A 14,287-nucleotide genomic window follows, 5' to 3' on the forward strand; every position below is an offset into this window, starting at 1 on the left:
GCGCAGGGGAGCAAGTCATCGGCGGCGGACCGGGCACCCGCCGTGGCCGGCGGCCGAGAGAGCGCCGCTCTGATCCTCCTGGTCGTAGCGGTACTGGTCCTGGCGACCCTCTACGTCGCCAATCGCGCGCTGGACGCGTTCAACCGCGAGCTGCTGCCGCTGATGGACCGCGAGGCGGAGGCGGTATCCAGCTCGATCGCGGCGACCATCGAGCGCGCGCTGGCCCTGGGCATTCCCGCCGATCAGCTGGTGGAGGTGGATCCGTTCCTCGACGAGTTCCGCCGCCAGCTGCCGAGCCTGGGCTACGTGGCGCTGCTCGACGGCAAGGGCAGCCTAATGCACGGGGTGGGTCCCGAGCTGCCCGCCTTCGAGGCGATGCTGACGGCCAAGCGGGTGCTGCGGCCGGATCTCAGCCTGGTGCAGGCCCAGCCGGATTCGGACGGCGACCTGGGCGGCCGCTCAATCAGCACGAGCCTGGACGGGATCCGTGATACGGCTTGGCCGATCGTGGTGCCGGGCCAGGAGCCGCTGGTCCTCCATATCGGCTCCTCCAGCCGCGCTTACGATGCCCAGATCACCGACGTCCGCTGGGACATCTGGATCGTGCTGCTGGTCTCGGTGCTCGCCACCTACGAGATCCTGATCTTCCTCCTGGCCCGTTCCGCGGAGGCGCCGATGACCCTGCTCGGGCGCGCGGTGGACCGGGTGGTCGCGGGCGACTGGACCCGGACGGTGGCGGTGATCGGCTCGGACGAGAGCCGCCAAGTACTGCGTACCTTCAACCTGGCGGTGCGCACGGTGAACGAGGCCTTCGCGCGCCTGACCTGGAAGGCTGAAGAGATCGCCCGCGAGGGGCGGGAGGCTGCAGAGCGGATTGGGCGGGAGATTGGCGCGCTCACCGAGCGGCACCATTTTGCACCCGGCCGGCTCGGCCGGATGACTGCCCTACCGGGCGCGGCGATGGCGCGCACGCCTTTGTTCATCTTCGTGTTCGCCGAGCAACTGCCCACTTCGTTCATGCCGCTCTATGCGGGCTCGCTCCCTTCTCCCTTCACGTGGCTCGACCCGGCAGTCGCGATCGGCCTCCCGCTTTCCGCGTTCGTGGTGGCGGTGGCGGTGGCGACCCCACTGGGTGGCTGGTGGGTCGGGCGGATCGGTAGCCGCAATGTGTTCCTCCTGGGCGCGCTCCCGGCGGTGCTTGGCCATGTGCTAGCCGGCTTGGCCTCTGACCTGACCATGCTGATCGCGGCGCGGGTGATCGCCGCGATCGGCTATGCGCTGGTGACGATCGCGTGCCAGCACCATTTCGTGCAGGTGGCGAATCTCGGCCGGCAGGCCGGCACCCTCGCCGTGTTCGTGCTGGCGGTGGTCACCGGCACCATCTGCGGCATGGCGATCGGCGCGGTGGTGGCCGACCGCTTGGGCTTCACCAACACCTTCATGGTCGCGGGTGGGCTGGTGGTGGTGGCAGCCCTCCTGGCGGCCTGGGTGCTGCCGGCCGACAGTGACGCAGTTCCTGCCCGGCGGGCCGCGGAGGGCGGTTCGGCCTGGCTGCTGGCGCTGCGGGCGCCTCGGTTCCTCGCCATCGTGATCCTAGGGGCCATCCCGGCCAAGATCGCGCTGAACGGGATGGTCTACTATCTGGCACCGCTCTATCTGGCGCAGGCCGAGGTCACCCTGCCGGCGATCGGCCGGACCATCATGATGTATTCGATCGGGATGCTGGTGGCGATCCGGATCGGTGCCTGGCTGGCCGACCGGCGCCGCCTTTATCTCGTGCCGATGGCTTTGATGGGGCTTCTGCCGGCTGCAGGTGCGCTGCTCCTGCCTTGGCAGGACCCGGAGGTCGGCATGCTGATTGCGGTGACGGCTCTCGGGATCGGCCATGGCCTGGGCAGCGCGCCGATGCTGGCGGCCGTGCCGGCCTTGTGCCCAGGGCCGGACGGGCGGCGCCAAGCAGCCCTGCTGTTGGGCTTCCTGCGCAGTGCCGAGCGGGTCGGCAGCATGCTGGGGCCGATGATCGGCGCGGTCCTGCTCGCCAGTGCCGGGCCTGCCGCCGCGGCGCTGTGGTTGGGCCTGATCCCGGGTGCCGCCGCGATCCTGCTGGCCCTGGCCGGTTGGCTGTTGCCGGGCCGGGTGCTGGTGCCGGCCATGAGCGGAGGCGGGCGATGAGCCGGGGTCTGATCGGTCGGCGTAGCCTGTTGGTCGGCGGGCTCACCGCCGGGCTGGCAGCCCGTCGCCCGGCACGGGCGCAGCAGCGTCCCTGGCGGATCATGATGATCACCTGGCGCGGCTGGGAAGACGCCTGCCAGGGCTTCGCCGACTTCTTCAGCGAGCGGAACGTCCCGGTGGAACTGGTCCTGCGGGATGCCGGGCAGTCGCCGGCAATGGTCACCCGCCACGTCGCGGAGGCCAAGGAGACCCGGCCGGACCTGGTCTATCTCTGGGGCACCACCACCGCCATGGTGGCGCTCGGGCCCTATGACGCGGTCGACCCGACGATCCATCTGGCCGACGAGATCCCGGCCGTGTTCAACATCGTCACCGAGCCGGTGTGGAACAAGATCGTGCCGTCGCTGGAGCGGCCATCCCGCCGTGCCACCGGCACCCTCTACATCACCGCGATGGCCCAGCAGCTCGCCACGCTCGCGACCTACCGGCCGTTTCGCTCGATCGGCATCACCTACAGCCCGATCGAGGGCAACTCCCGCGCGGTGGTAGAACTGCTGGGCCAGGAGGCCAGACGCACCGGCTTCGAGCTGATCGACCGGCCGGTGCCGCTGGACGATGCGGGCAAGCCGATCGCCGCGGCCCTGCCCGCCAAGGTCGCCGAGATCGCGCGGGCCGGTGCCGAATGGCTCTACATCGCCCCGGACACCTTCCTGAACGGCAACAAGCTGCCGCTGACCCAGGCAGCACTGGATGCCGGCCTGCCGAGCTTCACCTCGACCGAGCCCTACATCCTCCAGGCGCACGCCTTGTTCGGCTTGGTGAGCCGCTACTACGCGGTCGGCCAGTTCACCGCGTTCAAGGCCGAGCAGATCCTGAACGGGGTGGAGCCTGCCTCAATCCCGGTGGAACCGCTGGCTCGCTTCTCGCTGATCGTGAACGTCCAGACCGCCAAGCGGCTGGAGTTCTATCCGCCCTTGTCCCTGCTGCGCTTCGCGGAGACCGTATAGCATGCTGCTGCGGATCCGCCTGGTCCTCGTAGTGCTGCTGGTGATCGCCGTGATCACTGGCCTGGTCGCCGCCGCTGCCACCATCATCGCCGAGCGGGTCGGGCGCGACGCCAACCGCACCGAGCGCACCGCACAGCTCAAGGTCTGGGAGGTCACGGTGCGGGCCGAGGCCGGGCCCTTGCTGCAGCTCTTGCGTGAGCTCACCGGTGATGCAGCCTTCCGTGAATCGATGGAGCTGGGCGATCGCCTGGCTGCCACCGATCGCCTGACCGAGCAGGTCGATGCGCTCGACCGGCACCTGTTCGAGCGCATCGACCTGCTCGGTCCGGATGGTCAGCTCCTGTGGACCAGCCTCGGCCATGGGGAGGACCGCGCCATGGTCGACGTGCGCCGCCTGGCCCCGGAGGCGCGCGCAGGTGAGGGAACCTGGGTCGGGCTGCAGCCCGAGGCCGGCGGCGGGCTGGCGCCGACCGTGGTCTCGGCCCTGCCCGGGGGGCATCTGGCAATCAGCCGGCCGCTGGGCCCGACGCTGAAGGCCTTTGCCGATACCTATGGCGGCAATGCCTACCTGATGTCGGCCGATACGGCGCGGATCGCTTCCACGGACGATCGGGCATGGCCGGACCTGGAGGAGGCCTATCGGGCCGGCGACATCGACCCGGTGATCGAGGACGCGGACGGCCGGGTGCACAAGGCGCGCAGCGTCGAGATCTACGACCTGAGCGGCTCCCCGGCAGGCTGGCTGATCGCGCTGCGCGACGTCACTGCCGAGCGTGAGCAGCGCTGGCTGGTGACCAGCACCACGATCGTGAGCTGCGGCCTGATCCTCCTGGTCGTGGTCGGCATGCTCTATGGCTGGCTGCGCCACAACCTGCTGCCGCTGGAAGAGTTGGCCCTGGTGGTCAAGGCGGTGGCGAGCGGCAACCTGCTGCTGTCGCCCGACCCGCCGCGCCGGGCCGACGAGGTGGGCGGCATCGCCCAGGCAGTGGGCGTGCTCCGCGAGGGTGCCATCGCGCTGGAGCAGATCCGCTTCCGGCAGTCGCGCGAACGCCGCCGCTCCGAGGCGATGATCCGCCAGAAGATGCAGGAGCTGGCAGCGACGCTGGATGCGCCGGCACGTGCCGAGCTGGAGCACGACCTGGCCCGGATCGAGGCGGAGAGCCGGGCGGGCGAGGGCGAGGCGGGTGGCGCCAAGCCGCTCGCGGTGGCCTTCCAGCACATGACCGGCCGGGTGCTGGCCCAGTACCAGGAGCTGTCCCGCCTCCTGGCCGAGCGCACCCGGGATCTGGAGCGGCTGAAGGAGGCGGTGCGCGAGCGCGAGGAATTGGTCCATCTCCGCCAGGAGCTGTCGATTGCGCGGACCCTGCAGCTCTCCAGCCTGCCCACGCGCTTCCCGGCCTTTCCCGACCGCACCGAGTTCGACGTGTTCGCGGCGATGCGGCCGGCCGAGGAGGTGGGCGGCGACTTCTACGACTTCTTCCTGCTCGACGACGACCAGGTGGCCGTCGCGATCGGCGACGCGTCGGGCAAGGGCGTGGCCGCCGCCATGTTCATCGCGATCGCCCGCAGCCTGATCAAGGCCGCCTGCCTGCAGGGCATGGGGCCGGCAGAGGCGATGCACTTTGCCAACGACGTGCTGGCCCGGGACAATCCCCAGATGATGTTCGCCACGGCACTCGTGGCGATCCTCGACACGCGCACGGGCCAGCTGCGGCTCGCCAATGCCGGGCACAACCCGCCCTTCCTGCGCCGCCATGACGGCGAGCTCAGCGTGATCGACCGGTTCCTGGGCCCGGCCCTGGGGGTGTCGGACCTGGCGGGCTTCGAGGAGGCGACGCTGCAGCTGCGCGAGCGCGACCTGCTGTTCCTGTTCACCGACGGGGTGACCGAGGCGGCCGACCGGCAGGAGCGGTTCTTCGACACGGACGGGCTGGCCCGTGCGCTTGGCGAACTGGACGGCGGCGACCCGCGCCGGGCGGTGGAGGACGTTCAGGCCGGCCTGGACGAGTTCACCGCCGGAGCGGCACAGGCCGACGACATCACCATGCTGGCGCTGCAGCTGTGTGCGCTGAAGCGGATCCAGGCACTGGCCGCCTGAAGCGCGCCTACTCCTGCAGGATCGTGTTGCTGCCGGAGCCGGGTACCTCGTCCAGGACCAGCAGATGGACCTCGTCTGTGCCGGCGTTGACGGCGGAGTGCCACTGGTCGACCGCTTCCACGACCAGGTCGCCTGGACGGTAGGTGATCGTCTCGCCTGTGACCTCGTTGGTCACGGCGAGCGTGCCGGACTGGACCACAGCGTAACGGGGGTAGGGGTGCTTGTGCACCGGCAGCTTCGCGGCGGGTGCGATCCGATAGTCGGAGAGCACCACCCGAATCTCGCCACCCGGCAAGCGGATCGGCTGGCCCGACGCGGTGGTGGTGGCGCTGGCGAGCTCGGTCACCGTGACGGGCTTTGCCGGTGGTGCTGCCTGGCCGGCACAGCCGGCGAGCAGGCCGGCCAGCAGGAACGGCGTGAGCCGGCGGAACGGCTGCATCGACGGTTCTCCCTGAGAATTGGACTTGTTGTTGGCGGGCCGACTGTCGGCGGTGCGGGTGCTCGTTGCAATGGTGCGTTGTGCCGCCCGGGCTGTCTCGGGCGGCACGGGTTGGCTAGAAGAGGTTCGGCTCTCAAGAAAGAGGGTCAATGACACGCACGCTTCTGTTCGACCTGGATGGTACTTTGGTCGTCACCGGGCAGCAGCATTACCGCGCCTTCGAGAGCACTTTCGGCAGGCTCAGCATCACCTTCGACGAGCAGACCTAGTGGAGTGACCGGAACGCCTGGTACCCTCGCCGCACCTTCTCGATGATGCCTTCTGGTTCGGCGGTCCAGACGAAGGGCCGGGGGTCCTCGTTCGCCTCCTCGACGAAGCGGTTGATCGCCGCCTGCAGGGCCACCAGCGAGTGGAAGCTGCCGCGCCGGAGCCGCCTGCGGGTGAGCTTGGCGAAGAAGGTCTCGACCGCGTTGAGCCAGGAGCACGAGGTCGGGACGAAGTGGAAGGTCCAGCGGGGATGGCGCTCAAGCCAAGCGAGGACCTTGGGGTGCTTGTGGGTGCCGTAGTTGTCGAGGATGGCATGCACGAGCTTGCCGGCCGGGACCGCCGCCTCGATGGTGTTCAGGAAGCGCAGGAACTCCTGGTGGCGGTGCCGCTGCATGCAGCGGCCGATCACGGTGCCGTCGAGCAAGTTCAGCGCCGCGAACAGGGTCGTCGTGCCGTGGCGTTGGTCGTCGTGGGTCACAGTCGCGCACCGGCCCTGCTTCATCGGCAGCCCGGTCTGGGTGCGCTCGAGGGCTTGGATCTGGCTCTTCTCGTCGACCGAGAGCACGACCGCGTGCATCGGCGGGTGCAGGTAGAGGCCAATCACGTCCCGCAGCTTGGCGATGAACGCCGGGTCGCGCGACAGCTTGAAGGTCCGCACCCGGTGCGGCACGAGCCCGTGCGCCTTCCAGATGCCCTGCACGGCGCTCAGGCTGATTCCTGCCGCCTCGGCCATCGCCCGACCCGTCCAATGGGTGGCCTCGCCTGGGGGCGCCTGGTGGGTCAGCTCGACCACCCGCTCGACGGTCGCGCCCGGCAGCGGCGGCGTGCCGGGCGGGCGGGTCTTGTCGCGCAGCAGCCCGGCCACGCCCTCAGCCATGAACCGCGCTTGCCAGCGCCAGACGCACGGCTTCGACACCCCGGCCCGGCGCATGATCTCGGCCGTGCCGCAGCCTTCGGCCGTCGCCAGGATGACAGCGGCCCGCCAGACGTGCTTCTGCGGGCTGTTACGGTCGGCCACGATCGCCTTCAGGAGGGCGCGATCGGCGGCCGAGACCTCGACGGTGATCCCTTCTCTCCCGGCCTACGGTTCTTTGAGACACCGCTTTGCAGGTAGAGGACTGCAAGGAGGTGGAGGATGGACGAGGACGTTGGGTCGGACGTGGGGCCGGTGGAGCGCGCCCTCTGTGCTGGCGGATCCGGGCCCACGCCCGAGTGCCGACGGCGGATGTCGGCGCGCCGCAAACAGGACGCCGTGCTGAGGCTGTTGCGGGGTGAGGATCTGGAGCTGCTGTCGCGCCAGCTCGGGGTGACCGCCGCCGATCTGAGCGGCTGGCGGGACGCCTTCCTGGCCGCTGGCGAGGCATCGTTGAAGACCCGGCCTGCCGATGCCCGGGAGGCTGAGATCGGCCGCCTCAAGGAGAAGGTGGGTGATCTGACGATGGCGAACGAGCTGCTCGAGGCCAAGATCGAGCGGTTGGAGACCAGCCACCCTTTGGCCCGCCGGAGGTCGAGGCGATGAGCCGACGGGTCTCGCCTGCCACGAACCGGGTCTACGGCCTGCAGCGGGTGACGCGCGTCTGGAGCGTGTCGCGGGCAACCATCTACCGCCATCGCCGCCGGTCGGAGGCGAGCGAGCGCAGGCGGCCTGGGCCGCTCGGTGCGATGGCGGACGAGGAACTGGTGCGGGCGATCCGGCAGCTTCTGACGGCGAGCCCCTTTCATGGCGAGGGTTACCGCAAGCTGTGGGCGCGGCTGCGTTTCGCCGGCGTCCGCACCAGCCGGCGCCGGGTGCTGCGGCTGATGCGCGACCACGGCCTGCTGGCGCATCAGCGCATGGGCCGGCCGCGGGGCTCACGAGCCCACGACGGCACGATCACCACCGAAAGGGTCGACGCGATGTGGGGCACCGACCTGACCTCCGTCATGACCGGCAAGGGCCAGGCGGCGGTGTTCGTCGCCGTCGACCACTGCTCGGCCGAATGCGTCGGCCTCCATGCCTGCCGCCGCGCCGATCGCTTCGAGGCGCTTGAGCCGGTCCGGCAGGGGGTGCGCGAGCGCTTCGCCGCCTTCGGCAAGAACCTGGCCAGCGGTCTTGCTCTGCGCCACGATCACGGAAGCCAGTACGTCAGCCACCACTTCCAGGCCGAGATCCGCTTCCTCGGCATCGCGAGCTCGCCGGCCTTCGTGCGCGAGCCCGAAGGCAATGGTTGTGCGGAGCGCTTCATCCGGGTGCTGAAGGAAAACCTTCTTTGGGTCCGGCGCTTCGCCACGATCGAGGAGCTGCGGCTGGACCTGATCGCGTTCCAGCAGACCTACAACCGGAGCTGGATCGTCGAGCGGCACGACTACCGGACACCCGCCCAGGTTCGAGCCGGCCAGCTTGGTCGGATGCACATGGCCGCGTGAGCGCAGATCGGTGTCTCATCATTGTGGACCGGTACACTTCGCGCATCCCGCCGAGATGATGCCACCCCGAGCGGAAGGGAATCTTCCGTCTCGGTCAGTTCACTAGGCCAGCCGGATGCTGGGACAGGCCACCACGGCGATCGCCGGAGTTCCTGGATCTGGTCGAGCGGACCGGCTGGTACCGGACGGTGGTGACGAACGCGCCGCTTGCCAATGCCGAGCAGGTCCTGGCCGAAGCTGGGCCCCGTGACCGGTTCGACGGGATCATCAGCGCGGTCGAGCTCACCGACGCCAAGCCGCACCCCTTGCCGTATCTCATCAGGCTCGAGCTGCTGGATGGCCAGCCGGAAGCTGCGTCGCGTTTTGAAGACAGTCGTGCCGGGCTCCGCTCCGTCGTGTCCGCCGGGCTGTAAATGGTAGGAATAACGTCTGAACTTTTGGCGGCGAAGATCCTAGCGCTCGGGGCGGACATGGTGATCACGGACCATCACGATCGCCGACTGCCTCTGCTGTTGCGGGCCCTGGTAGCGAAATGGCCTCCACTGGCATGAAATCTCATTGACGAGATAATATTCCTTACATAGGAGTGTAGGCAGAAAAGGAACGTGATCCTGTCAAACTACGTGCCTACTGCCTGGAGCACTCCGCCATGCCTATTGCCCGCCCAGACCATTTCGCCACCCAGCCGGGTCAGCCGGTCACGATCGCGCCATTCGCCAATGACGAGGGCGTCAGCCTGACCTTCCTCGGCTTCTCCTCGCCGGCCAACGGCACGGTAGCGCCGGGGCCGGCCGCCAATACCCTAATCTACACGCCCCAGCTGGGCTTCTCGGGCGTCGACCAGTTCACCTACACGGTGGGCGATACGACCGGCGAAACCGCTCAGGCGGTCGTGACCATCACGGTCAGCGCCGCCAATCTCCAGCCGGTCGCCAACGACGATGCGGCTGCGACCGCACCGGGCACGCTGGTCAACATCGACGTGCTGGCAAACGACCAGGACCCCGACGGCGACCCGCTCCAGCTCGGCAGTATCTCGATGCCGGGCCACGGCAGCATCACCGCCCATCCCGACATGTCGGTGACCTACCAGCCCGAACTCGGCTTCACCGGCGTCGACCGCTTCACCTACACGGTGATCGACGGGCAGGGCGGCTCCGATTCGGCCGAGGTCACCATCACCGTGGCGGGCGTGAACCTGCCGCCCGTGGCGAACGACGATCAGGTGACGACCGGCCCCGGCCAGCCGGTCCTGATCACGGTGCTGACCAATGACAGCGATGGCAACGGTGACCCGCTGCAACTGTCCGGGATCGCCATGCCCGCGAACGGCACGGTCTCGATCGACGGGCTGGATCGCCTGCTCTACACGCCGGCCACCGGCTTCACCGGCACCGACCAGTTCACCTACACGATCACGGATGGCCAGGGGGGCACTGCGACCGGTCGGGTAACCGTGCAGGTCCAGGCCAGCAACACGGCCCCGGTGGCGACCGCCGATTCGGTCACCACCTACGCCAATACGCCGGTGACCATCCCGCTGCTCGCCAACGATACCGATGTCGACGGCGACACCATCCGCCTGATCGCCCTGACCGTGCCGTCTAACGGCACGGTCGCGGTGGATGGCCAGCAGCGGGTCGTCTACACGCCGGCTGCCGGCTTCACCGGCACGGACGGCTTCACCTACCGTATCGCGGACAGCCGCGGCGGGGAAAGCAGCGGCACCGTGACGGTGCAGGTGCAGGTGCAGCCCGCCCCTAGCGCCTATTCCAACGGCTACCGCTACCGCCGCCGCCTGGTGGTGCCGCGCACTTCCCTGACCGGGGGATCCCTCACCGACTTCCCCATGCTGGTGGAGTTGTCCGGCAACTGGCTGAAGCACAAGTCTGCGAGCAACGGCCGGCTCGAATCCCCGGCAGGTTTGGACCTCCGCTTCGAGACCGCCCCGGCCTCCGGTTCCGGCGTGAAGCTCGACCACGAGGTCGAGGCCTATAACGGGGCGGCCGGCACCCTGCGCGCCTGGGTGCGGATGCCAAGTCTGCTCACCACCGCCGACACCACCATCTATCTGTATTACGGCAAGGAGGGGGTGGCTCTCTCGGAGGAGAACGCGGCGGGCGTCTGGAAGGACTATCTGGCCGTCTATCACCTGCCGGTGGCCACCGACCGGACCGGCCGCGGCCGTGACCTCGCCGTGAAAGCGCTGGGCACCGGCAGCCTGATCGGCGCCGCCGGCGACTTCAACGGGACCGACAGCGAGGCTAGCCGCGAATCGCCGACCTTCCTGGATGCACTGTCCGCCTACACGGTCCAGGCCTGGATCAAGGCGGATCAGGTCGGTAGCGACCGCGGCATCGTCTCGGTCGGGCCCATTACCGGCCGCGACGACGCAATGGGCTTCTGCCTGCGCTACGACAAGGCCGGCCATTCCGGCGGCGGCACCAATGTCATCCTGCTCGAGCAGCAACTGACCAGCGGCCGCACCCGGATCGAGACCGCCTCGGACGTCCAGCGCACAGGCGCGCAGTTCCTCGCGGTCACCTGGCAGCAGAACGGCAATCCGCAGATCTGGATCGACGCCGAGGCTAACACACCCAGCTATGAGACCTCGGTCCGCAACGGCACCACGAGCTTCAGCAACGGCCCGCTGCGGATCGGCCGCGCCTCCTTCGATGCCTCGTCCGCCTGGGACGGTGCCATCGACGAGGTGCGGCTGCGAGCCTCGGCACTGCCTGAGAACTGGCTGAAGGCCGAGTACCTCAATCACCGCCGGCCCGGTGCCTTCTACGGCCTGGGTGGCGAGGACGCGTTCGGCACGACCAACCAGGCGCCGGTCGCGGTGCCCAACCGTGTCGCGACCTCGCGCAACACCGCGATCACCATCGATGTCCTGGCCAACGACATCGACCCCGAGAGCGGCACGCGCAGCCTCGTCTCAGGCCAGGTGGGCACGCCGGCGAATGGGACCGCGGTGATCTCGGCCGGCAAGGTCGTCTACACGCCGGCCACCGGCTTCGTGGGCGAGGACGCTTTCACCTACACGATGCAGGACGCGCAGAACCAGACCTCGGTCGGCACGGTGGTGGTCGAGGTCGCCCAGCCGGCGGCACCGACCAACGACGACAAGCCGTATCGAGGCCGGCTGTTCGGCTGCGCCATTCACGCCGAGGCGGTCGGCAACACCCGCTATGGCTACGGCAAGCCCGCCGCATTCCGCTTCGCTGCCGAGCGGAGCGGCCAGATCACGTCGCTGCGCTATTTTCTACGCTATGACCAGGCCACCGGGCATGTCGGCTACAGCATCGGCAATGGCGGCACGATCCGGATCGAGCTGCGCACCAACGATCCGGCCACCGGCTTTCCGACCAACACGGTGCTAGCCAAGACCGCCAACCTGACCAACCTCATGAACTCGGACCGCTTCGCGCAGATCCCGTTCCTGGCACCCTATCCGGTGCTGACCGCCGGGGAGATCTACCACCTCGTCTTCCTGCAGCTCGATTCGAGCGGCAAGAACGAGATCTCGGTCAACATGCTGCACACCAAGATGCCGATCCCGACCGGCGGCACCGGCCGGATGGGCCCGTTCCACGGCGACGCCTTGGCGCATCTCTGGGTCAACAATTCCGGCGGCTGGTACGTGCGCACCGACCGCTGCCCGATCTTCGAGATCTACTATGCGGACGGCATGGCCTGCGGCGTGGGCTGGATGTTCGCCCATGACAGCGGCGACAAGCAGGTCGGCGGCTCACTGATGGCAAGGCAGCGCCTGCCGATGCTGGACGAGAGCCGGAGCGTGAACGGCGTGTGGCTGCGGGTGCGCAAGTCCGGCGGCTCGCCCAGCGACCTGATCTGCCAGCTGATCGATGCTTCGGCCGGCACGATCCTGGAGGATGTCCGGATCCCGCCTTCACAGGTCGTGACCAGCACCCGCTACGACGTGGCGGTGCCCTGGCAGTTCAGGTCCTTCTCCCAACCGCGTCTGCTGACGAAGGGCAAGACCTACCACATGCGGTTCTCCGCCACTTCCGGCAATTACTGGTTCGGCGCGGCACAGCGCGGCACGGCCTACGGCTTCAAGGAGCGGAATATCGTGCCTTCCGCCTATGCGGAGTACAGCGTGAATGGCGGCTCGAGTTGGTCGGGCTGGAGCTTCACTTCGGAATCGCTGGGCACTCATACCCGCACCGACATGGATCTGCCGGTCGCGCTACAGACTATCTGATTCGTCTGATCTGCCAGCGAGGTAACGGCCGCGTCCTCTGGACGCGGCCGTCTTCGTCGGCTGAGGCTCCTGGTGAGGCAGATCGACCACATCGGATCGCCCGGTCTCGCGGTGATCGCCCCGGCGTGGCATGAGAGGCGCCGTCCAAGCCTCAACCGGAGCCGTCAGCCGCAGTGCTCGCTCGTTTGACTCAACGCTTCAAGAAGGGCGGGCTAGCTCGTAACGCGCTGACCGTCACCCTCGGAACGCTCGCGGCGCAGGCGCTGCTGATCGCGGTCACGCCGCTTCTGACCCGGCTCTATACGCCTGCGGATTTCGGTGTGCTCGCCGTGTTTACGGCAATCGTTTCGATCACCGGTGCCGTCACGAACCTGCGCTATGAAACCGCCATTCCTCTGGATGGGCGCGACGAGGATGCCGCGGCTACCTTCCTGGCAGCCGTGATCACCGGCTTTGCCACGACCTGCCTGGTCGCTCTGGTAGTGGCGCTATGTGGCGAACAGCTCGTGACGGGTGCGAATGTTCCCGGTCTTGGCCCGCTGCTCTGGGCGATCCCTATCGGGACGCTGGGCATGGCCTTCTACAATGCAACCAATCTTTGGGCGGTCCGACGGCAGGCATTCCGCGCGGTGGCGCTGAGCAAGCTGGCCCAGTTCGGCTTCATGGCGGTATGGCAGGTTCTCCATGGCTGGCTCGCAAAAGGACCGGCCGGGCTGGTGGTAGGGCAGGCGCTCGGGCAGCCGGCGGGCATCGTCAATTTTCTGCGCAGCTTCGATGTGCGGGATCGGGCGCTCCTCAGAGCCACCAGCCTGTCTGCGATCCGTGCGGCGGCCGTACGTCACTACCGCTTCCCGCTACTGCTGACTCCCTCCTTGCTCCTCAACACTTCGGCGAAGATGCTGCCGGCGGTGTTCTTGGCGACCCTGTACGGACCCGTGGTGGCTGGTCAGTTCGGCTTGGCTCAGCGGGTGGTACTGGCACCCGTGCGCCTGCTCGGCATGAGCATCGGGCAGGCATATCTGGGGGCTGCGCCTAAGCTCGCACGTGAGGACCGAGCAGCACTCCTGCGCCTGTTCCGCTCGACTACTTTCCATCTGGCCTGGATCGGACTGCTCGGCATGGCGGCGGTCGCGATCCCGGCACCATTTCTGTTTGCGTTGGTGTTCGGTGAGGCGTGGCGCGAGGCGGGCGTACAGCTTCAGATCCTGTCAATCATGTATCTCGCCCAGTTCGTGATCTTTCCCGTTGGCCAGACGCTTGCGATGTTCGGTCGTCAGGATCTGAACCTTTGGTGGGATATTGGCAACATGGCCATCACCTTGCTTGCATTCCTGATTGGATGGGGGTGGCAGCTCTCATCCAATCAGACATTGCTGCTATACAGCGTGGCCATGAGTGCCAACTACGGCGTCAACTGGCTGCTGAGCCATCACGCCATCCTGCATGGCCAAGCTGCCGGAAGCGCTGCATCAGCTGCGGTCACCACCGAGTGAAGGGTCGCCGGGACCCTTCTCATATCGCCCGCTGGAGAGGACTGTCAGATTTGCCGGAGCGATTGGCTTGCATTGAGGGCTGTCCGGTTGCCATTTTCGGCCGTCGCAACCTCCCAGCCTCCCCGCCGCAACAGACCATGGGTCCGACCAGATGCCCTTGACCTGAGCGACCGCCTT

Annotated in this window: 8 protein-coding genes and 1 pseudogene; 7 read left to right on the top strand and 2 right to left on the bottom strand. The window is 68.0% G+C overall.

What is annotated here, in order from left to right; genetic code table 11:
• Positions 1-42 precede the first annotated feature (42 nt).
• The 3 genes from VNS22_RS03830 to VNS22_RS03840 are packed head-to-tail and all read left to right on the top strand — an operon-like array spanning position 43 to position 5,277.
• On the top strand, positions 43-2,172 hold the full coding sequence (locus VNS22_RS03830; RefSeq protein ID WP_325729785.1) for an MFS transporter: 2,130 nt from the start codon (positions 43-45) through the stop codon (positions 2,170-2,172).
• Positions 2,169-3,179, top strand: a complete 1,011-nt coding sequence (locus VNS22_RS03835) for an ABC transporter substrate binding protein (RefSeq protein ID WP_325729787.1) — start codon at positions 2,169-2,171, stop codon at positions 3,177-3,179. The genes VNS22_RS03830 and VNS22_RS03835 overlap by 4 nt, the downstream gene beginning before the upstream one ends.
• 1 nt (position 3,180) lies before the next feature.
• Positions 3,181-5,277: a PP2C family protein-serine/threonine phosphatase gene (locus VNS22_RS03840; RefSeq protein WP_325729789.1), complete on the top strand. Its 2,097-nt coding sequence runs from the start codon at positions 3,181-3,183 to the stop codon at positions 5,275-5,277.
• 7 nt (positions 5,278-5,284) lie between these two features.
• On the opposite strand, the gene VNS22_RS03845 is transcribed toward VNS22_RS03840, so the two are convergent.
• Positions 5,285-5,716, bottom strand: coding sequence for a cupin domain-containing protein (locus VNS22_RS03845; RefSeq protein ID WP_325729791.1), 432 nt, complete (start codon positions 5,714-5,716; stop codon positions 5,285-5,287).
• Positions 5,717-5,981: 265 nt separating this feature from the next.
• A complete protein-coding gene (locus VNS22_RS03850) occupies positions 5,982-7,049 on the bottom strand; it encodes an IS630 family transposase (RefSeq protein ID WP_325729830.1) in 1,068 nt (355 codons plus the stop codon).
• Between the two features lie 69 nt (positions 7,050-7,118).
• Between VNS22_RS03850 and VNS22_RS03855 the strand changes: the two are divergent.
• The 4 genes and pseudogenes from VNS22_RS03855 (at position 7,119) to VNS22_RS03870 (ending at position 14,110) form a co-directional block, all read left to right on the top strand.
• Positions 7,119-8,389: pseudogene (locus tag VNS22_RS03855) on the top strand (IS3 family transposase).
• Positions 8,390-8,547: 158 nt separating this feature from the next.
• Positions 8,548-8,802: an HAD family hydrolase gene (locus VNS22_RS03860; RefSeq protein ID WP_325729832.1), complete on the top strand. Its 255-nt coding sequence runs from the start codon at positions 8,548-8,550 to the stop codon at positions 8,800-8,802.
• Between the two features lie 236 nt (positions 8,803-9,038).
• A complete protein-coding gene (locus tag VNS22_RS03865; RefSeq protein ID WP_325729793.1) occupies positions 9,039-12,617 on the top strand; it encodes a DUF2341 domain-containing protein in 3,579 nt (1,192 codons plus the stop codon).
• A gap of 173 nt (positions 12,618-12,790) precedes the next feature.
• Complete coding sequence (locus VNS22_RS03870; protein WP_325729795.1) at positions 12,791-14,110, top strand: lipopolysaccharide biosynthesis protein; 1,320 nt, start codon at positions 12,791-12,793, stop codon at positions 14,108-14,110.
• The last annotated feature ends 177 nt before the right edge of the window (positions 14,111-14,287 follow it).

Origin of the sequence: Geminicoccus sp., assembly GCF_035556675.1 — a bacterium.
Lineage (GTDB): Bacteria > Pseudomonadota > Alphaproteobacteria > Geminicoccales > Geminicoccaceae > Geminicoccus.

Bases quoted from the DNA above. Each gene is read 5' to 3' on its own strand.
- VNS22_RS03835 (WP_325729787.1), top strand. From the start codon at position 2,169: ATGAGCCGGGGTCTGATCGGTCGGCGTAGCCTGTTGGTCGGCGGGCTC.
- VNS22_RS03840 (WP_325729789.1), top strand. From the start codon at position 3,181: ATGCTGCTGCGGATCCGCCTGGTCCTCGTAGTGCTGCTGGTGATCGCC.
- VNS22_RS03845 (WP_325729791.1), bottom strand. From the start codon at position 5,716: ATGCAGCCGTTCCGCCGGCTCACGCCGTTCCTGCTGGCCGGCCTGCTC.
- VNS22_RS03865 (WP_325729793.1), top strand. From the start codon at position 9,039: ATGCCTATTGCCCGCCCAGACCATTTCGCCACCCAGCCGGGTCAGCCG.